The 18,357-nt window shown below is 39.7% G+C and carries 19 protein-coding genes; 1 reads left to right on the top strand and 18 read right to left on the bottom strand.

Annotated features, from left to right (window positions below; translation table 11 throughout):
* Positions 1-115: 115 nt before the first annotated feature.
* The 9 genes from ACW2QC_RS04960 to pxpB all read right to left on the bottom strand — a co-directional run bounded on the left by ACW2QC_RS04960 (position 116) and on the right by pxpB (position 7,039).
* On the bottom strand, positions 116-298 hold the full coding sequence (locus ACW2QC_RS04960; RefSeq protein WP_457542869.1) for a cold-shock protein: 183 nt from the start codon (positions 296-298) through the stop codon (positions 116-118).
* 197 nt (positions 299-495) lie between these two features.
* Complete coding sequence (locus ACW2QC_RS04955) at positions 496-1,236, bottom strand: Cof-type HAD-IIB family hydrolase (protein WP_457542868.1); 741 nt, start codon at positions 1,234-1,236, stop codon at positions 496-498.
* Positions 1,237-1,262: 26 nt separating this feature from the next.
* Positions 1,263-2,438, bottom strand: coding sequence for an MDR family MFS transporter (locus ACW2QC_RS04950; RefSeq protein WP_457542867.1), 1,176 nt, complete (start codon positions 2,436-2,438; stop codon positions 1,263-1,265).
* A 106-nt stretch (positions 2,439-2,544) separates the two neighbouring features.
* Positions 2,545-3,042, bottom strand: a complete 498-nt coding sequence (locus ACW2QC_RS04945) for a DUF1648 domain-containing protein (protein ID WP_457542866.1) — start codon at positions 3,040-3,042, stop codon at positions 2,545-2,547.
* A gap of 34 nt (positions 3,043-3,076) precedes the next feature.
* Positions 3,077-3,676, bottom strand: a complete 600-nt coding sequence (gene pcp / locus ACW2QC_RS04940) for a pyroglutamyl-peptidase I (protein WP_457542865.1) — start codon at positions 3,674-3,676, stop codon at positions 3,077-3,079.
* Positions 3,677-3,963: 287 nt separating this feature from the next.
* Positions 3,964-4,527 (bottom strand): nucleotidyltransferase family protein, encoded by a 564-nt coding sequence (locus tag ACW2QC_RS04935; RefSeq protein ID WP_457542864.1) that lies wholly within the window; start codon positions 4,525-4,527, stop codon positions 3,964-3,966.
* A 4-nt stretch (positions 4,528-4,531) separates the two neighbouring features.
* Positions 4,532-5,479 carry a 5-oxoprolinase subunit C family protein gene (locus ACW2QC_RS04930; protein WP_457542863.1) on the bottom strand — a complete coding sequence of 316 codons (948 nt, stop codon included), beginning with the start codon at positions 5,477-5,479 and terminating at the stop codon, positions 4,532-4,534.
* A gap of 66 nt (positions 5,480-5,545) precedes the next feature.
* Complete coding sequence (locus tag ACW2QC_RS04925) at positions 5,546-6,304, bottom strand: LamB/YcsF family protein (protein WP_457542862.1); 759 nt, start codon at positions 6,302-6,304, stop codon at positions 5,546-5,548.
* Positions 6,305-6,322: 18 nt separating this feature from the next.
* Positions 6,323-7,039 (bottom strand): 5-oxoprolinase subunit PxpB, encoded by a 717-nt coding sequence (gene pxpB, locus ACW2QC_RS04920; RefSeq protein WP_457542861.1) that lies wholly within the window; start codon positions 7,037-7,039, stop codon positions 6,323-6,325.
* A 260-nt stretch (positions 7,040-7,299) separates the two neighbouring features.
* On the opposite strand from pxpB, the gene ACW2QC_RS04915 reads away from it, so the two are divergent.
* The gene (locus tag ACW2QC_RS04915) at positions 7,300-8,949 is read left to right on the top strand and encodes an SLC13 family permease (RefSeq protein ID WP_457542860.1); all 1,650 of its coding nucleotides are present in this window, start codon (positions 7,300-7,302) and stop codon (positions 8,947-8,949) included.
* A 207-nt stretch (positions 8,950-9,156) separates the two neighbouring features.
* Here ACW2QC_RS04915 and ACW2QC_RS04910 read toward each other — a convergent pair whose 3' ends face one another.
* The 9 genes from ACW2QC_RS04910 to ACW2QC_RS04870 all read right to left on the bottom strand — a co-directional run bounded on the left by ACW2QC_RS04910 (position 9,157) and on the right by ACW2QC_RS04870 (position 18,228).
* The gene (locus ACW2QC_RS04910; protein WP_457542859.1) at positions 9,157-9,321 is read right to left on the bottom strand and encodes a hypothetical protein; all 165 of its coding nucleotides are present in this window, start codon (positions 9,319-9,321) and stop codon (positions 9,157-9,159) included.
* A gap of 18 nt (positions 9,322-9,339) precedes the next feature.
* Positions 9,340-10,542, bottom strand: coding sequence for an MFS transporter (locus tag ACW2QC_RS04905; RefSeq protein WP_457542858.1), 1,203 nt, complete (start codon positions 10,540-10,542; stop codon positions 9,340-9,342).
* Between the two features lie 39 nt (positions 10,543-10,581).
* A complete protein-coding gene (locus ACW2QC_RS04900) occupies positions 10,582-11,802 on the bottom strand; it encodes a CynX/NimT family MFS transporter (protein ID WP_457542857.1) in 1,221 nt (406 codons plus the stop codon).
* Positions 11,803-12,396: 594 nt separating this feature from the next.
* Positions 12,397-12,501, bottom strand: coding sequence for a putative holin-like toxin (locus ACW2QC_RS04895; protein ID WP_457542856.1), 105 nt, complete (start codon positions 12,499-12,501; stop codon positions 12,397-12,399).
* Between the two features lie 420 nt (positions 12,502-12,921).
* Positions 12,922-13,290, bottom strand: a complete 369-nt coding sequence (locus tag ACW2QC_RS04890) for a hypothetical protein (protein WP_457542855.1) — start codon at positions 13,288-13,290, stop codon at positions 12,922-12,924.
* Between the two features lie 160 nt (positions 13,291-13,450).
* Positions 13,451-15,037: a flagellar hook-associated protein 2 gene (locus ACW2QC_RS04885; protein ID WP_457542854.1), complete on the bottom strand. Its 1,587-nt coding sequence runs from the start codon at positions 15,035-15,037 to the stop codon at positions 13,451-13,453.
* A 243-nt stretch (positions 15,038-15,280) separates the two neighbouring features.
* Positions 15,281-16,195, bottom strand: coding sequence for a DMT family transporter (locus tag ACW2QC_RS04880; RefSeq protein WP_457542853.1), 915 nt, complete (start codon positions 16,193-16,195; stop codon positions 15,281-15,283).
* A gap of 100 nt (positions 16,196-16,295) precedes the next feature.
* Positions 16,296-16,535 carry a hypothetical protein gene (locus tag ACW2QC_RS04875; RefSeq protein ID WP_457542852.1) on the bottom strand — a complete coding sequence of 80 codons (240 nt, stop codon included), beginning with the start codon at positions 16,533-16,535 and terminating at the stop codon, positions 16,296-16,298.
* A gap of 415 nt (positions 16,536-16,950) precedes the next feature.
* Complete coding sequence (locus ACW2QC_RS04870; protein WP_457542851.1) at positions 16,951-18,228, bottom strand: TIGR02679 family protein; 1,278 nt, start codon at positions 18,226-18,228, stop codon at positions 16,951-16,953.
* Between the last annotated feature and the right edge of the window lie 129 nt (positions 18,229-18,357).

The following is an 18,357-nucleotide window of genomic DNA, read 5'->3' as shown; positions in this document are numbered from 1 at the left end:
ATATAAAAAAGATGCCAAATCAGACATCTCAAACAAAATATATATGAACATAAAAAAAAGAGCTTGCTTTCATTTATAAACCTTTAAGAAAAAGCTTCAGCTAATCATCCATTCATTACTTCAATTCGGGAAGCATGCGAACTTCCTGATTCATTTTAGAATGGCATAATGGACATTCTGGCTCTTCATTAAAGCTGTACGACTCACGCATCCAACCTTGACAATCATCACTTGTACAAGACCAGACGTTTGTTTCCACTTCCTGAACCGGTTCTTTTGGTCCACGTGAAAATGACATGATAGCAACCCCTTTCATGGTACTCCTACTATTATACTCCTTTCCGGCACACAAAGAAAGGGTAGACAACCATTCCAGATAAGATTAAATAAATCCTCCAAAAAAATGACCATCATTTTTAAGGATTTACCAAAAATGATAATTTTATACAAACAGTGGATTTTCTGATATCTATCCCGAAAATCCACTTCAATCTTTTATAGCACAAATCGTTCAATCGCTTGTGCAACACCATCTTGATTGTTTGTATCCGTCACAAAATAGGCAGCTTGTTTAACCGCATCCTGTGCATTCCCCATGGCAACACCAATTCCAGCCTGTTGGATCATCTTAATATCATTTAAACTATCGCCAACAGCCATTACATTGTCCATTGTGATACCAATCCGTTCACAAACAGAGGCAAGCGCATTTGCCTTATTAACACCAATCGGATTAACCTCCACATTTGTTGCCATTGAATTGGTTAACTCTAATTCCTCATGATAGGAAAGCTTCTTTACAAGGTTGTCTAGTTTCGCTTTATCATGAGAATCAAAGCCAATTTTAAGCCACTCATGATCATAAAAGTTTTCCGGACGAGTATCATACCATACATTATCAGTGGAAACCATCCAACTAGTCAGCTCATTTTCTACTCCTAATTCCCACATCATTTCCATCAATTTTGTATCAATTAAGTGACGCTCAAGCAACTCGTTATGTACAGTCCATATTTCTCCACCATTAACGGTTACCAAATAGGACGGCAAATTTAGTGAATCGGCAAATGGTTTGCACGAACCAAGCCAACGCCCGGTACTTAACACCACGTGCACATCATTGGCTAACGCCCTCTTAATCACCTGACGTGTTGAATCGGTGATTTCGTGTTCACTCGTTAGTAACGTCCCATCCATATCTAAGGCCACTAATTTAATTTCATGCTTTTTTTCCATTATTTACACACTCCTGCTCGCATTATTTATCCTGCTTCTGTCTCTCGAACACCCCGATCGTATAAATAGGTTGTTAAATACGGAATGAACAAAAGAAAAAGTAGTACAAAAAATAACAATTGAATATTAAATAAATCAACAATCAATCCGCCAAACACTGGTCCAATCATTCGACCCGCTGCAGCTACACTATTTACAAAACCTTGGTAAAAACCTGCTCGACCTTTTGGTGCAAGCTCACTGGCAATCGTTGGAACTGCTGGCCACATTAGCATTTCTCCCACTGTCAAAATAACCATTGCAACTGCAAACATCGTAAATTCCTCTGCAAACATTGCAATCAAAAACGAAATAAATAAAATGGAGTTACCAATATAAATGTGTTTTTTTTGTGACGTAATTTTAGTTGTAACCCATTTCACCAATGGCTGACCAAGCACAATTAGGAAACCATTAATCGCCCACAATGTACTATATAAGTCCAGTGGAATGCCTATGTCTTGTGTATGGGATGCAATTGTTGACTGCCACTGACTGTACGCAATCCACGCTACAAAAAGTCCCCCACACAAAATAATTAACGCGATAAATGCTGACTTATTTTTAATTTTTCCACTCTGTTCAATGATTGTAGTATTCATTTGCGGATCACGCTTATTATCCATCTCTTTAAATGCAACAAGTACAATGATAAAAAACACCGCAAATAACGAGGCATTCGCAATAAATATATAATTAAATGATACGTTCGCCACGTAACCACCGATCGTCGCGCCAAGGGCAACACCTAAATTCTGTGCCACATAAATCGCATTAAATGCCCGTCGTCCACCATTAGGCCATACCGAACCTGCCATTGCAAACATCACCGGCCAAGTAATTCCAGTACCAAAACCAATCAAAACGAGTAAAATGGAATACGGTAAAATGCTATGATTAAACGATAGAAAAACCGCTGAACTCATCGCTAAACCTGTCCCATAGAGAATCGTTTTATACGCACTGAATTTATCAAATAACATCCCGCCAATTAAATTACCAGCAATAGACGCAGCTTGGTTAAACATTAAAATAACCCCGGCAAAAGCCAAACTTTTACCGAGTTCATTATGCATATAAATCGTATTCAACGGCCACAAAAATGAAGCCCCCGTAACATTGACAGTCGTCGCAATTACTAGCACCCAAATAAACTTAGGCACACCCCTCATCTCACCTTCTGTACATTCTCGATTAGACTATTTTAAGCTATTTCAGGTGACGAATCAATCGGAATGTTGAGGGAGAATTTTTGAAAAGCTATTACACTCACTTCAGCCGGTTCATCTGGATCATAAACACAATAATAGTAATTAATGGAACTGCTACCACAACGAAGGTAAACCATACTCCTAATGTGGGAACAGCTCTTGCTGATTGCACCATTTCCCAAGCTATATAAGTTAAAATTGCTACGGTCTCAAAATTAACTACAGTCATAAATAAACGTGCTTTTGGATACAAACGCGGTGCATTTTCCTCCGTAACCTTTACCGTATAATTGAAGATGTGTGGTGCTTTACTCAGAAAATACATTGGCAAAAAGCAGACAAAGGTAGCAATACCAGGCATTAGAAAAATAATTGCTTTGTTTCCCCAGCCATTCGCTTCACCTTTGGCATTGAAATGCGTCGGTATCGTCTCTGGTAAACTAGCATACGCTTGCACAACATATACAATAGAGCTTACAAGCAGTATTACTGATAGTAAATTGAACAATTTCTCCCACTTACTAGCCGGCACATCAATTTTGGGATGATTACCCATTCAGCTCACCTTTTCCAACTATTTTTTAAGTTTACTAATTCAAACACGTAATGGCAATTCTTATTGCTTTTACCAGATCTTCATGCGACCAGCTTGGTAGACTTTTTTCTAAAGCAAGTGCGTGTGAAGCTGGAACATGAATAAACCCCGCCTTACGATCCAAGTTGTTTACACTATAATAATGTATGGCATGATACATGACATTATTGCATAAATATGTGCCAGCCGTGTTAGATATTTTTGCTGGAAGTCCAGCTTCCTTCATGGACTGAATCATTTCATATATCGGCAATGTCGAAAAATAAGCATCGGGGCCTTCTGCAAAAATCCGCTCACCCTTAGGCTCATACCCACGATTATCTTTTGGACCATCATTACAGTTAATCGCCACCCGTTCAGGTGTAACACAATGCCGACCACCAGCAAGCCCTAACGCAATTACGGCATCTGGATCATGCTCTTTAATTTTTTCGATCATTGCTGTCCCTGATTGATGAAAATCAACCGTCAAAATTTCACTTGTAATCTCGTAATCATTAATTTTCGTGCCATCTAACTCTTTTGCAATATCTGCTGTTGGATTAATTGGGAACTCCAAAAAAGGTTCAAATCCTGTTAGTAATAACTTTTTCAAATAGATCACTCCTTATGTTTATATGCAGCCACTCTTCGGATGATGTTTCCACGCTTGGGACGATGTTCTTGCTTTCGGGACGATGTTTTCTCCCTCGCGCCGATGTTCTCGCTCTCAGGACGATGTTTCTGCTCTCGGGACGATGTTTCTGCTCTCGCGCCGATGTTCTCGCTCTCGGGACGATGTTTCTGCTCTCGCGCCGATGTTTCGCTTTTCGGACGATGTTCTAGCTCTCGGGACGATGTTTTCTCCCTCGCGCCGATGTTCTCATCCGCTAGAAAGCTAAATCAGGTTTCAATTGTTACTTTCGGCCAGTTGAACTGCCAATTCTTCTTGTTTGTGCGTTGATAATAGATTGTCATTAGCTCTGGATGTTCTTGAAAAGATGGCGTTGGTTTTACATGCATGTTAGCAACGTCACTTATCCCATGTGGCGCGGTTAAGGTGATGTTATCTTCTTCATCCAGTTTAACCCCTAATGAGGTTGCCGTTTCTGGGAACTTGGCGATTGCGTCCTCAGACGATTTGTACGGCGGAATACGATTAACTAAATGCATGCGGGCCTCGTTTTTCACGGACCATGGATAGATAGGGTTGGCCTTTTTTAAAACATTTTCCCATTGTTTTTCTTCGGCTTCGTTACTATTTTCCTTGTCAAAGTAAATTACATCAACATCTTGAATAGCAGTTCTTTGCCTATACTCATGCAACACATCCCAAATTTTTGAGCGAATAAATCCTGCACAAATCCACCAGTCAGGCAACTTTAATGATTGCACCATATGTAAAGCTTCCATCATCCAAGGATCTTCTTTTATCACTTGAATGACATCTTGTTCGTCTGTGATCATCGCTTCATTCTCCTAACCCATGGCGAAATTTGTCCAAACAAAATAAAAAGGATTCCATTTCTATTGCTCGCTGTTGAGCTTCAGCAACTGAGATCGAATGAAAGCGAATTGTTCCCCGTGGAGGAAGCTGAGCGATTTTTGGTAAATCACTAGAGATGACCGTGCCAATTCGGGGGTAACCGCCTGTCGTTTGACGATCGGCCATCAAGATAATCGGTTGCCTATTAGGTGGGATCTGGATACCGCCAAATGGAGTAGCATCGGACCAAATTTCGCCCAACGGTTCAACTTCCGCATTTTCAGCCTGTAGACGGTAGCCCATTCGATTTGAATTAGCACCAACTGTATACGATGTTTGGAAAAAAGCCTCTCGGTCCTGTTCAGCAAAACAATCCGAGTGTGGACCCTCAATAACAGCAACATCTATCGACTTTTTGTACATCGGAATCGAATGATTGGCTAACCCGATTCCTGGACGACTTATGGTATCGTATCCATGGATAGTTTCATCCTTTTTAAGCATCTTCCCGAATCCACTATTGCCATCTGTTGATTTGCTTTCAAAGAAAATCGGTGCATCAAAGCCTCCCGCAACGGCAATATAGGCACGAACGCCCGACTGATGCCTGCCAAATGTCAGACAATCTCCTTTTTCCATATGAAATGATTTCCACATGGGAACTGAGCTACCATTTACCACGGGCTGTAAATCTGCACCGGTAATTGCTAACGTAAGCTGCTGACATGCCTCTAATTCCGGTCCGATTAAAGTAACTTCCAAACATGCTTCATCGCATGGATTTCCGATAAGGATATTGGCTATTTGGAGCGCAAATGTGTCCATTGCACCAGAAACTGGAACTCCGAAACGCTGATACCCTGTGCGTCCCATATCTTGAAATGTTGTCAGCACACCTGGTTTATGTATTTTAAAAATTTCCTTACTTGGCATGACGTTTTCCCCCGTTTTAACAGTTGCTTGATATGAAGTTTTTAGATACTACTCCCAACACTTAATTCATTTACCAATAGCGCGAACTGTGATTCCACTATCTTCCAGTGATCGGCGCAGTTTTTTGGCATATGTTACGGCATTCCCCCCATCACCGTGCACACACACAGTATCAGCCGTGATTTCAACAAAATCTCCATTAACCGCCTCAACCACACCATCATGTACCATTTTCTCTACCTGTGCGACTGCATCGCCAACATTGTCAACCAACGCACCAGATTCCCTTCGCGGTGTCAAACGGCCATCATGTTGATACGTTCGATCAGCAAAAACTTCTGATACAACGCGGAGTCCAAGCTCCCGACCAGCTGTTAACAGTTCACCTCCAGCTAATCCATATAGTAGTAATGTGGAATCAACATCATAGACTGCCTTGGCAATGACATCCGCTGTCTCTCTATCTCGTGCTGCTAGATTATAAAGTGCCCCATGTGGCTTCACATGCTGAATTTTCACATCATGAATGGTGCAGAAGGCTTGCAACCCACCAATTTGATAGACAACCATTCGATAGATTTCATCAGGGGAGAAATCTATCATCCGCCGACCAAATCCTGCTAGATCAGGAAATCCAGGATGGGCGCCAACTCCCACGCCATGTTTTTTTGCCAATCTGACAGTCCGATCCATCACATTCGGATCCCCTGCATGCGCCCCACAGGCAATGTTCGCAGACGTAATATAGTTCATCAACTCTGCATCGGCACCGATTGTATAAGGACCAAAACTTTCGCCCATGTCACAATTCAAGTCAATTTCCAAGTTAAATCCCCCTCCTTGTTATTTTTCCGAAATCTTCACATCAAACGTTCCAGCAGCTACTTCCTTTTCAATTTCCGCAAAAGCTTCCTGTGACACTTCATAAAACCGGACATAATTACCAGCCTGCAACAAAAATTCCTGATTAACTTGATCAAATAAAGTTAATGGCGTTTTCCCAATAATATTCCAGCCACCAGGAGATGCCATAGGGTAAACTCCCGTCTGTTCATGGGCAATACCAACTGCACCAGCAAATACCGATTGACGTGGTTGATCCAGCCGTGGTGTAGCAATTTTACGATCCATTCCACCAAGATAAGGAAAGCCTGGTAAAAATCCTAGCATATAGACAAGATAGTCATTATTTTGGTGAATCTCAATGACATCTTCAACGGATAATTGATTAAATTTTGCCACACGTTCTAGGTCAGGACCATATTCAGCCCCATATAAAACTGGAACATGGACGAGCTGGGATGAAACTCCTACATCAAGCTGTATATTTGATGCTACTCTCAAGACTCTTTCGCAGATTTCTTTATATGTAATCCGATGAACATGATAATAGATGGTCACCGAATCAAAAGCCGGCACCAATTCCATTAGATACTCTGTTAATGTGTTGTCTATTTCCCGGCAAAATGCTTTAATTTTCGCGTTTAATTTTGGTGAAACATTTTCTGCAAACTGAACGATTATCGCATTATCTCCAACAGGCTTTATCACAAAATCCATAGATGACGCCTCCGAAATATATTCTATTACTAGAATTGTAGCATAATTCCAGCAAATGTTCCGACTAAATAATACAAAAGCCCTTTTGAAAGCGCCTACATTTTTTCCTTGTTGTACCTTCATAAAATTTGTATAATAGATTTAATTCTATTAGAGGTTAAAAAGTCACCAAATGATAGGTGGCGAATCTCTAAACCTCACTATATTGTGAAATTAATTAGTAGAATTAGATAAACTTGCAACAGCAAAGGAGAATTAGCATGTTTTCAACAACCTGGAATTGGTTATGGGACAAGCATGACCAGGCAAAAGAGTTATTAAGCTTTTTTGTCAGAACTAATACATCCAACGCTACCTCGGGAGGCAAAAAAAACACCGCCGAATCTGGCAGTGGTGGAAGTGGAAAAAATGATCGTAATTATAAGCCCGCACAATTAATTGGACTATTTTTAGGACCTATCTTATTTTTATTAACGCTAGTATTTTTTTCACCTGAGGGCTTATCAACAGAAGGGCAAGCCATCTTGGCAAGTACGATCTGGATTGCCGTTTGGTGGATGACCGAGGCAATTCCGATTCCGGCAACATCGCTTTTGCCAATCATTTTATTTCCGCTTTCAGGAGGATTGGACATCGACACAACCACATCTTCATATGGCGATGATACGATTTTCCTTTTCATGGGTGGATTTATGATAGCGCTCGCAATGGAAAAATGGAATCTGCATAAGCGAATCGCACTTAGCATTATTTCCATTATTGGAACAAATACAGATCGAATTATTCTTGGATTCATGGTTGCGACTGGATTTTTATCGATGTGGATTTCCAACACCGCAACAGCCATGATGATGGTACCGATTGGCCTGGCGATTATCTATCAAGTATCAGAGGCACTAAAAGATGATGATTCCATCGATACATCAAAAGAAAACTTCGGATTCGGCAAAGCACTCATGCTTGGTATCGCGTACTCTGCTTCACTTGGCGGTATCGCAACATTAATCGGAACTCCACCGAATACATTGCTTGCCGGTGCCATTGAAAAAACATATGGTATTGAAATGTCCTTTGCAAGTTGGATGCTTTTCGGTGTACCACTTGCATGGATCTTCATTTTAATTGTCTGGTTCTATCTAGTTAAAGTCGCTCACCCGTTAAAATTGAAAGCATTACCAGGCGGAAAAGAAGTCATTCAATCAGAGAGGAAGAAACTTGGGGCGGCTTCATATGAAGAAAAAATTGTATTTACCGTTTTCATCTTGGCCGCTTTTGCGTGGATCACCCGATCATTTTTACTTGCACCATATGTGAATGAAAATATTAATGATGCCATTATCGCGATGACTGCGGGAATTGCCCTATTCATCATTCCGGCGAAAAACAAAAAGGGAGACTTCCTGCTTGATTGGGAAACTGCAGTTAAATTACCATGGGGAATCCTGCTTTTATTTGGTGGTGGCCTTGCCATTGCAGCAGGTTTTGTTAATTCAGGTCTGTCTGAGTGGATCGGTAACCAGCTTAGCGCACTGGAAGGAGTAAACATTTTCCTTGTCTTGCTTGTTGTATCAGGACTCGTTATTTTCTTAACCGAACTAACATCGAACACCGCAACAGCATCCATGATGTATCCAATCATGGCATCACTCGCAATTGCTTTAGGTGTTCACCCATATACAGTCATGGTTGCAGCAGGTGTTGCCGCATCATGTGCCTTCATGCTACCGGTTGCCACACCACCAAATGCCGTTGTTTTCGGCTCAGGGTATTTACGGATTCCAGACATGGCCAAGGCTGGTTTTGCATTAAATATCCTTGGCATTATTTTAGTAACACTAGCCGTTTATTTCCTTCTCCCATTAGTATGGGGAATTGATTTAACACACGTTCCGGAAATGTTTAAACAGTAAAGGCTCTTTTCGTAATGTTACTTTTTAATTGGTAAAAAATGCGACGTTATCTGAGACGATGATTGGTGTTCTTACACCGCTACGGAAATACACTTCGCTGGTCAATAAAACACTATGTCGCATTTTATTAACAACAATCTTTTAGAAAGCAGCCAAAATAGAAAAAGGAAGAAGCAGTGCCACAATGCACATTGCTTCTTCCTTTATTTACCGTTTTCTTCCTCTTATATTTTTAAATGGAATGGATATTAAAAGTAAAATAACTCCAATAACCAAAACAACATAATGAACGATTAATGTATTTTCCTCAAATACATAATATGCCCCAAATGCGGTCAGAATCCAACCAATTATCTCTATAAACAATCGCAAATCAATGACACCTCCAGATCAGTTTCGGGCTACTTTTTTAGCGCGGGCTTGCATCATGGTTATAAAAACTAAATAAGCAACAGGCAGAATCCCCGTTAACAGCACAAGACCTGACCAGCCTGTTCGACTCCATACCGGCGCGAGCGCTGAACTACCGAGCGAGACACCAACATAATAGGCAACTAGATACAGACTTGATGCACTTCCTTTATGATGTGTGGCCTGTTCGCTAACTGATGCGGCTGTAAGCGAATGCGCAGTAAAAAAACCAAGACAGGCCACACATAACCCTATTACGATCACGATCACAGACTGGGCTAACGTTAAAAAGAGACCAATGGAAAGTGTCACAATTCCCGCCATACGAACCCGCCGTAATCCTAAACGGCCAGCTAGCCAACCAGCTAACGGAGATCCGACAACTCCTAATCCATAGGCAAAAAACATATTCGAAACAGCCTCAAGTGATAAGGAAAATGGATCTGCTTGCAAATGAAACGGCAGGTACGTCCAAATTCCAGTAAACGAGAACTGTAAGACAACCCCCAAACCAAATACAAGCAATAATGCAGGATTTTTTAAGTGAAATAAAAAGGCTTCAAAATCACGAGAAAATGATTGATTACTAGGCTCAAAGTTTTGTGATTTCGGTAACATAATGAATACGGCAATCAAGATCACCAGACCAACAACCGCCAAAAAATAAAATGCTGTTTCCCATGAATAATGGTCCGTAATAAAACCAGTAAGTACCCGACCCATCATGCCTCCTAGCGCATTACTGGAAATATAAAGTGCCGTGGCAACACCAACACTACGCTTCTCAACCTCCTCGTTTAAATACGCAAGTGATGCTGCAGGGAGTCCTGCCAGTGCAAAGCCCTGCAGCAAGCGCAATACCAACAAAATCATAAACGAATCGGTTAACGGAATTAATAAGAATGGGATAACAGAACCAAGCAATGAAAATTTGATAAAAACTGTCCGGCCATTCCGATCAGAGAAGAAGCCTAGTACAATCAATCCGACAATTAGTCCAATGATCGTCAGTGAAATAGACAAACTTGACGTTGACACAGACACTCCAAATGCATCAACGAAAACAGGCAGGAGTGGCTGGACCGCGTACATACTAGCAAAAACAAAAAACGATGCCAATGCCAAGCATATCGTTATTTTCCAAAAGTAAAAATCACGTATTGAATATGTTCTTTGTTGCATTGTGTCACTTCCAATATTTAAAGCTTTTTGTAGTTTTCTTTAGTCATCAAGCACAAATTTGTCTCGTCCAGCTAAAGAACCAAACGTAATTACAATAAGCGCTACACCGATCAAAGTTAGAAGCGGCACTGTCCATGCGTGTGTTACATCGTATAAATATCCGATAAATATCGGTCCTATTGCCGCTAATAAATAACCAAGCGATTGCGCCATCCCAGACAATTCAGCTGCTTGCTTAGCAGTCCGGGCACGCATCCCAAGAAAAGTCAGTGCCAACGGAAAAACACCACCAAGCGCTATCCCAATCAAAAGTGAGCAAATAATCATTACAACAAAGGAATCACCAAGAAGTAATCCTACATACCCACTAATAGCACTTGCTCCCAGAAATACCACAATTCCCCATTGTGATTTCAGTTTTCCCGCAATTACTGGTACAAGAAAACTGAAAGGCAAGCCAATAATCTGTGTCATGGATAACATCCACCCAGCCGTTCCTATGCTTACTCCATAATCATGTAAAATCTCAGGCAACCATGAAATCGTGACATAAAATAGGAAAGATTGAAATCCCATAAATAAAGCAACTTGCCACGCTAACGGGGACCGCCACATGCGATTAGCATCCGTATTTGCATATCTTACTTTTTCATCGCCATCATTAGACTTATTTTTCTTACTAAGATAAATCCAAATGGAGATACCAATTATCGCTGGGATCGCCCAAACAATTAATGCAGCTTGCCACCCTAATCCTAATCCCTTTGCAATCGGAATACTTACTCCTGACGCCGTAGCAGCAAAAGTACCCATCGCTGTCGAATATATCCCAGTCATTAATTCCACTTTTTCGGGAAATTTTTCCTTAATAACTCCAGGTAAAAGAACGTTACAGATCGCAATCCCAAGTCCAACAAATAGTGTTCCAATAAATAGAAGGGCTACTAATGATACCGTTCGAACAGCAATCCCGAACAGAAGTAAAATAAGTCCAATTAACAATGCCCGCTCATTTGAAACACGATTACCAAGCTTAGGTGCGAGGGGTGACATCACCGCAAAAGCAATTAACGGTAAACTTGTTAATAATCCTGCACTCCAATTTGAAAGACCAATGTCATCACGAATAATTCCAATTACCGGCCCAACTGATGTAATTGCCGGACGTAAGTTAAAGGCCACCACTATAATTCCGGACATTAATAGGAAGCGATACGCGCGCTTCACATTATCCCTATACATTGTATTATCTACATTCACAAAGACGCTTCCTTTCTTACTCAAACTCATCTTACAATCATAGCACATCTAAAGTGGTGAAAGATATTTTTTGACACGGATTCAATAATTTGGAACGTTTTACTACGATGAAAATAATTGTTACTTTTAATGATTCTTTTAAAAAAATTCAACTTCAATAATAGGTTAGTTAGATGTGAAGGTAATTCATAAAAACAAGCAGTTAACAAGACCAAGTTTAACGAAAGGTCAAATCTTTACTTAGTCAATTCCTCCCAACTTTTATCACAATCAACCCATTTTAGATATGAATTATTACCCAGGAAATAAACAATCGCAACGTGTCGTAATTTGCCTAATGGATTGCAAAAAAGTAAGGGCACAAGAATATCCAGTTATCATGTTCGAAAAGAATTGAAATAAAATAATAATAACTATACGTAACCCTTTTTCCTTTTCACTACCCAGATATATGGTATACTATAGGTATAAATATGCATATACTTATAAAGACCACAGCTGCAACTGTGGTCTAAGATAAGCGGTTCCCCCAGGGGATCGGCTATCCAAGAATAGACCTCTCCCATCAACACTTTTGCGGGTTAATAGGGAGGTCTATTTTTTATTGATTATTCTGATTACGAGTGTGAGTAGCGCAATTAAGAATGTGCCAAATGCGAACATGATCATAATTACCTCGTAAATACTCAATGGCCTCACCACCTTTTTATCAAAAGGGCCAGCCGACCAATCCCTAAAAGAACATTATCTAGTATATAGTATAGCACAAATTCCATTGAAATAACCACAAAAACAGAACATTTGTTTGTAATCTGACTTCTTAGCTAAACCTAGGCATTCTGCAATACTTGATAGTCGATACCACTAATTGACGGGGTTTTTCAACGATATACTATACTAGTACATTACAAGCTAGAGTGCTTGTATAGTTTATTATATGCATAAGACGATGTAGTTTAGCATTGCATTTGTGGGGGTGCCAGTGTGGAAATATAAATTGTGCATGAAGAGGTAGGGAGTTTCAATCAGGGGTAAGTGATTGAAGTTAACTCCTAATGAGAAAACAAATCCAGAATGAAAGTGTTAATTCATTCTGGATGGGCATCTTCTTTTATTTGATTAGGAAACCAAATACGGCGTAAAGGCTTCAACCAATTCTTCCATCCACCTTTTAAATCTCGGCGTCAATGTGAATTGCAAGACTTCTTGAACTTTGCCATATTCTTTTAATTCATAGGAGCTTACAACAATGTTAAAAGCATTTCTAACTTCTGTTGTTAATGATTTGCTATCTTCCGTTAAAATTTCATCAGGTAAACCTATAACCGCCTCTTCAATCGATGAAAAGGCTTGAACAGTCTCGCTAAACAAAGCAATGGATTCCTCAAATTTTCCTTCTTTTAGTAATACTTGTATGTGCTGAAGACCTTCGTAAGCTGTTTCCTGTAACATTGTTGATTGTTTCATAACATCGATGTATTTTTCCATTTTAGATCCTCACTTTTTGGTGTAGTTAAATCATACATGCTACAGTAAGTAGGTGTTAATTGGTAATTTGTTTTGACACCTCTCACAAAGTGTCAAAACAAGTCCTGGAGTTAAACCCCACAAATTTATCTTGACATGGAGTTCTCTAGCATGAAAAAGATTACATTCCGCCAAATTGTTGAGACAGATACATGGATTGCTGATTCATCCTCTGTATCGCTTTTTCCATTTGGGTAAACTGGCGCCAATATCGATCTTCAATTTTCACCAGCCGATCTTCAAAGGAATCAATTCTACTATTTAAATCCTTCAATCTTTTCCCCATTGTATATTGCTCCAGGGTTTGAGCACCTTTCCCGGCACGTTCTTCAATTTTGCCCATCGTCTGTTCTATGGAATCTTCCAGCCGATTTATAAGCCCTCTTCCATCACCCTCGACATCATTAGAGAAAAGTTTGTGCACGGATTCAGGGTCATCCTGTAGCGCCTTTCTTAATTTATCCTCCGATACAATTAGTTTCCCACCATCTAAATAATTAGATGATGTTTCGATACCGATTTCAGACAAATGACTGAAACTACTTGTGTTATCTACTTGTGCATACCAATTTTGCCGTAAATTGAATACACCTGATTGCAACATCGTATCTCTACTAAGCAGTCCGCTTTTTGCTTTTTCTTCCCATAACTCAATCTCTTTATCAGACATTGCTTCCCGTTGGTCATCTGTTAGTGGTTTATAATCGCGATAACGCTTTTCTTGAAGACCATCATTCACTTTTTCAATCAATTCATTGTATTTATCCACAAACTTTACTATTTTCTCTACCGCAGCATCTACGTCATTATTAACCGTGATTTTAGCAGGTGATCCATTAGTTGTGTCTGTGAAATTAAAGGTGACACCGTCTAGTGTATAGGAGTTCTTGTTTGTATTTACCTCGTAACCATTGTTATAAGTGAACTTAGCGTTTTGACCACCTGTTTCAAATTTTTTATCTGTTGGTGACCCATTATCAATTTTTGTATGATGAATGTTTAAAATATCGGTTAAAAAATTTGAACCACTTTGATCATCAATAACAATTTCTGCGCCGAAATAATTTTCAGAACCCTCCTTTTGATTAAAATCCCCGGTCTCAGTTCTTTCTAAAATAACTTTGTCTGCCTCACTATCATAAAAAGCGTTCACAGCTCCACCTGATTCAGTTGATATTTTATCAAGAACATCATTAAGCGAGTCATCGACTTTGAAGTCTATATCGTGTGTTTGTTGATTCCCGTCTTTATCATAAGTGTAAAAAGTGAATTTTCCACTTTCTTCTATATTACCATTTTTAAAATCTTGTTCTGTTAAAGGTTTATTTGGATCTATTTTTGTATCGCCAGATATAGTCGATTGACTATAATTAACTGCAGCTGTTGCCAATTGTTCCACTTCAATATTGTAAACCCCATTGGATGAGCCTGCTGTTGCTGTAGCCGTAACAGCTCCCGACTGGGTAGATGAAGTCGACTTGGAATTATATGTTTTTTGTAATTTCATATCTAATATCTTGCTATCTAAATCAAAAAACATCTTATTTACATCCCGATAGGCGTCCCTCTGCCACGTCATCCATGTTTTTTCCTGTTCCATCTTATTAAGCGGCATACGCTCAGCTTCCATTAAATCCTTAACCATCTTTTCTGTGTCCATACCAGATGCAAGACCAGTAATTCTATTTGTATTTATACCATCTACCATAATCTCCACCAACCTTTACGCTATCTATTCATATTAAATCAAATCCGTTGTAATTAGTTATGACACACATGCCTGTTTTCTGTTCAATTTTGCTTCATTTTTTCCACTGCAATAATACATTTCTTTTTATATCGGATAATTTTGTAGAAATTTGTAGGGATTATAGAAGAATTTCAAGTTGTGTAATAGATTAGGGTGTTTATTGACTTTATAACATTTTCCAACCACTCGAAGATCCGTTGTCTAATTCTTCCTCGTCACTTGCGCAACAACAATCCCCACAATAATCAGCCCGGAACCAGTTATAATACCAATAGACATTTTTTCATCAATGATAAGACTGCTGAACAGTAGTCCGAATATCGGGACAAGCAGTGTTGATATTGTTGCTGTCACCATGTCGATCAAACTTAAAATAAGAAACCAGACCGTAAAACATAGTGCAGATGCCAGTATACCGGTAAATAAAATATAGTAGATACTATGTACATTTAAATCGATTGGTTGGTTCCATTCCATAAATAACGTTGCAATAATGATACCGATTGTGCCGAATAGCATTTGATAGGCGTTGACCTGTAACTGAGGTAAATGTTGGAGTTTGATACGATAATACACATTAGAAACTGCCCATGAAACCGCAGCAATAATGATTAAGATTTCGCCAAAAATAACCTGGATATTTTGACCAACCCAAATATCCCAGCCTAAAATCGTCAAAAGTCCAATCATGCCAATAAGTAACCCGATAAACTTTGCTGGTGTCAATTTCTCACGAAGGAGTTTTGCCGCAAGCAGACTGCTCCACATGGGCATCGAATACAATAATACGGACGATTTACCTGCATCAACAAACCGAAGACCGTACATAACAAGAAGAAAAACAATGGATGTCTGTAAAACCCCCTGAACAAGTAACTGTTTCCAGTATTTCTTAAGCGGAAAACCTTTTTTGAACAGCCATACAATCAGCAGTAACACAATGGAGCCTGTACCAAACCGAAATGATGAAAAGGTGAATGGCCCCATATAGTCGAGCACTTCCTTCATTAGGACCCATGCATACCCCCAAAGGATTGTGACAGTTAGAATCAGCAACCACATAATGACTTTATTTTTTTGCAGTATGGTGGTAAATGGATTACTTTGACTTTGCATTTTTTCCCCCTAGATTGCTAGACTTGTATTTATGATAGCAGTTCACTCGGGATTGGCCAAACAAAAGTGACCAAAAAAAATAAGCCTGCCGTTGCACGCTTTAGTTTGCTGTTCTTTGTATGATTGGCTTGGTAACTCGCCTTTTCAAAAGTTCTTCTACCACTATATTAATGTTCTGATCAATTTTTTGAATGTTTTGCTGCAACCCATTTAAATCCAACCCTACATCATTCATTCTTACTTCTATATCTGCAACAAGTTCATCCAAATGAAATCCGCTTGTTTGTAAATCTTTTACTTCATCCGCCATACCTATGATCGCCTGTAGTAAGTCTTCCATTAACTCCTTGGTCAACATATCACCCCTAACATCACGCTTATCATAGCATGGGCCTGACATACCTACAAGTGTCTTTTGAACGAAACATGTATTCCATAATAGGTAAATCTGTCTATGTTCTTTTTTGACTTTTCAACAAAAATGAGGTGATTTCACCGATTACGATAACAAAATTTGGCTAGCATCACGTTTTGGGGAAGGTTGTTGTAGTGTTACTTTCTTCCTATTGCTTGAAATCAGTCTTCCATCTTATATCCTCCCCTCATTCATAGTGTATTAATGGTAGCACGGTCGACATTTTTCAATAAGCGAACATGATATGAAATTTCACTGATAATAAGGGTGGAAAAGAAGTTTTACGAGAGAAAAAAATAGATTTGTGTCGCTATACGAAGCACATTTAACTTTTACCGAATCATTTGCGTATATCCTCAACCATCAACTCTACCAATGCTTCCTGATACCCAGCTTTTCTCAAACTTCGCATCTCATCAGCAACCAAGCTTAAATCATCATCTGTAATCCCATTTAATTTCTCCAAGCGCTCAGCACCTAATTCTTTCACTGGAGCAGTTTTCTGATAGGCAGCAACATCCATCCGCCATAATTTAGAAGAATTAGGATATCTGTCCAACAGTCTTTGAGCCATACCAAGTCCTTCTGGATCGAAATCTCCAGCATAATGAAGGGTACATCCTTCCTTCGCCAATAAGTCCATCAACATCAGTGCTGCTAATTTAAACTGACCATTCGTGCAAATTATTGTCATGTCAGGTTCGTAATCCAATAATGTGGAACAAACACCTGAATTTTCAACGATCCATACATCATTTCCTTTTTCGGGATAAACGCGACTCAACGATGCCAGTTCGCGCAATGGAACATTTTGCACTGTATGGCTATTCACTGCGGCCTGCCATACAGGATGAATAGATCCATTACCAGTTTCTGCATAAAACCCTGCACAGGTGACGAAATTCAATAAATCATCACGGTAAATGTGATAGTTTTTCAACAGCTCATTAACTGCTTCGGTGCTAGATGGGACGCCAATCTCTTCATTCTTCTTAATAGCTAAAACGTGCAACAGCATCTTCCCAAGATCAGTATGTAAATCAAATGCATGGGGATTAGCAGTAATGCGTTGGCTGAACATTGGGAGCCGCTCAGCTGTAGTAGGCAACGAATCAAGAGCTGCTGCCAGCACATCTACTAACTGGGAAAATTGACGCGGATCATCCTCTGCAATCCGGAGAATCCAGCGTCCTTCCACTGGTGCACTTAAAAGATTGTCGAGCCAGAACGACATCACAGGATATTCCCCTTTTAAGTTACATAAAAGTGTATGCAATTTTTCTTCCGTATTTTGCTTCAACTGCTTTTTTGAAATAAGCGTCTCACCAAAATAAGCATCAAGTAGTTGCTTCAAACTTACACCCTGAAAGCGCGTATTCTGAAGTTGTTGCTCAAATGCCACAACGGAAATCGACTTTTTTGCCTTCAGCTTGTCCACTGACACGCCAAAAAATCTACCAATTATCTCAAGCTCATTACGGGAAAACAACCGAACGGGGATAGTCCCCCCGATACGGCCAAGTGATTCATATTTTTTCCGAAATTGCTTAAAGAGTGATTGATATGCTTTTTCATTTTTAAAAAATGCTGTAGCTTGTTGTATATTATTTCTCATCATAATCCCTCGAATTTAATTTTTTGTTTGATGCGCAAGTTTTGCCTGGGCAGTGCGCGGCTTCTTCGCCCGAGTGCGCGGCTTCTTCGCCCGAGTGCGCGACTTCTTCGCCCGAGTGCGCGACCCCGGATC

This window comes from Virgibacillus sp. FSP13, assembly GCF_054048505.1.
This window is presented reverse-complemented; position numbering and strand designations above follow the sequence as displayed.

Coding starts and splice junctions, on each gene's coding strand:
- ACW2QC_RS04960 (WP_457542869.1), bottom strand. CDS start 298: ATGTCATTTTCACGTGGACCAAAAGAACCGGTTCAGGAAGTGGAAACA.
- ACW2QC_RS04955 (WP_457542868.1), bottom strand. CDS start 1,236: ATGGAAAAAAAGCATGAAATTAAATTAGTGGCCTTAGATATGGATGGG.
- ACW2QC_RS04945 (WP_457542866.1), bottom strand. CDS start 3,042: ATGGGTAATCATCCCAAAATTGATGTGCCGGCTAGTAAGTGGGAGAAA.
- ACW2QC_RS04935 (WP_457542864.1), bottom strand. CDS start 4,527: ATGATCACAGACGAACAAGATGTCATTCAAGTGATAAAAGAAGATCCT.
- ACW2QC_RS04930 (WP_457542863.1), bottom strand. CDS start 5,479: ATGCCAAGTAAGGAAATTTTTAAAATACATAAACCAGGTGTGCTGACA.
- pxpB (WP_457542861.1), bottom strand. CDS start 7,039: ATGGATTTTGTGATAAAGCCTGTTGGAGATAATGCGATAATCGTTCAG.
- ACW2QC_RS04915 (WP_457542860.1), top strand. CDS start 7,300: ATGTTTTCAACAACCTGGAATTGGTTATGGGACAAGCATGACCAGGCA.
- ACW2QC_RS04905 (WP_457542858.1), bottom strand. CDS start 10,542: ATGCAACAAAGAACATATTCAATACGTGATTTTTACTTTTGGAAAATA.
- ACW2QC_RS04890 (WP_457542855.1), bottom strand. CDS start 13,290: ATGGAAAAATACATCGATGTTATGAAACAATCAACAATGTTACAGGAA.
- ACW2QC_RS04885 (WP_457542854.1), bottom strand. CDS start 15,037: ATGGTAGATGGTATAAATACAAATAGAATTACTGGTCTTGCATCTGGT.
- ACW2QC_RS04880 (WP_457542853.1), bottom strand. CDS start 16,195: ATGCAAAGTCAAAGTAATCCATTTACCACCATACTGCAAAAAAATAAA.
- ACW2QC_RS04875 (WP_457542852.1), bottom strand. CDS start 16,535: ATGGAAGACTTACTACAGGCGATCATAGGTATGGCGGATGAAGTAAAA.
- ACW2QC_RS04870 (WP_457542851.1), bottom strand. CDS start 18,228: ATGATGAGAAATAATATACAACAAGCTACAGCATTTTTTAAAAATGAA.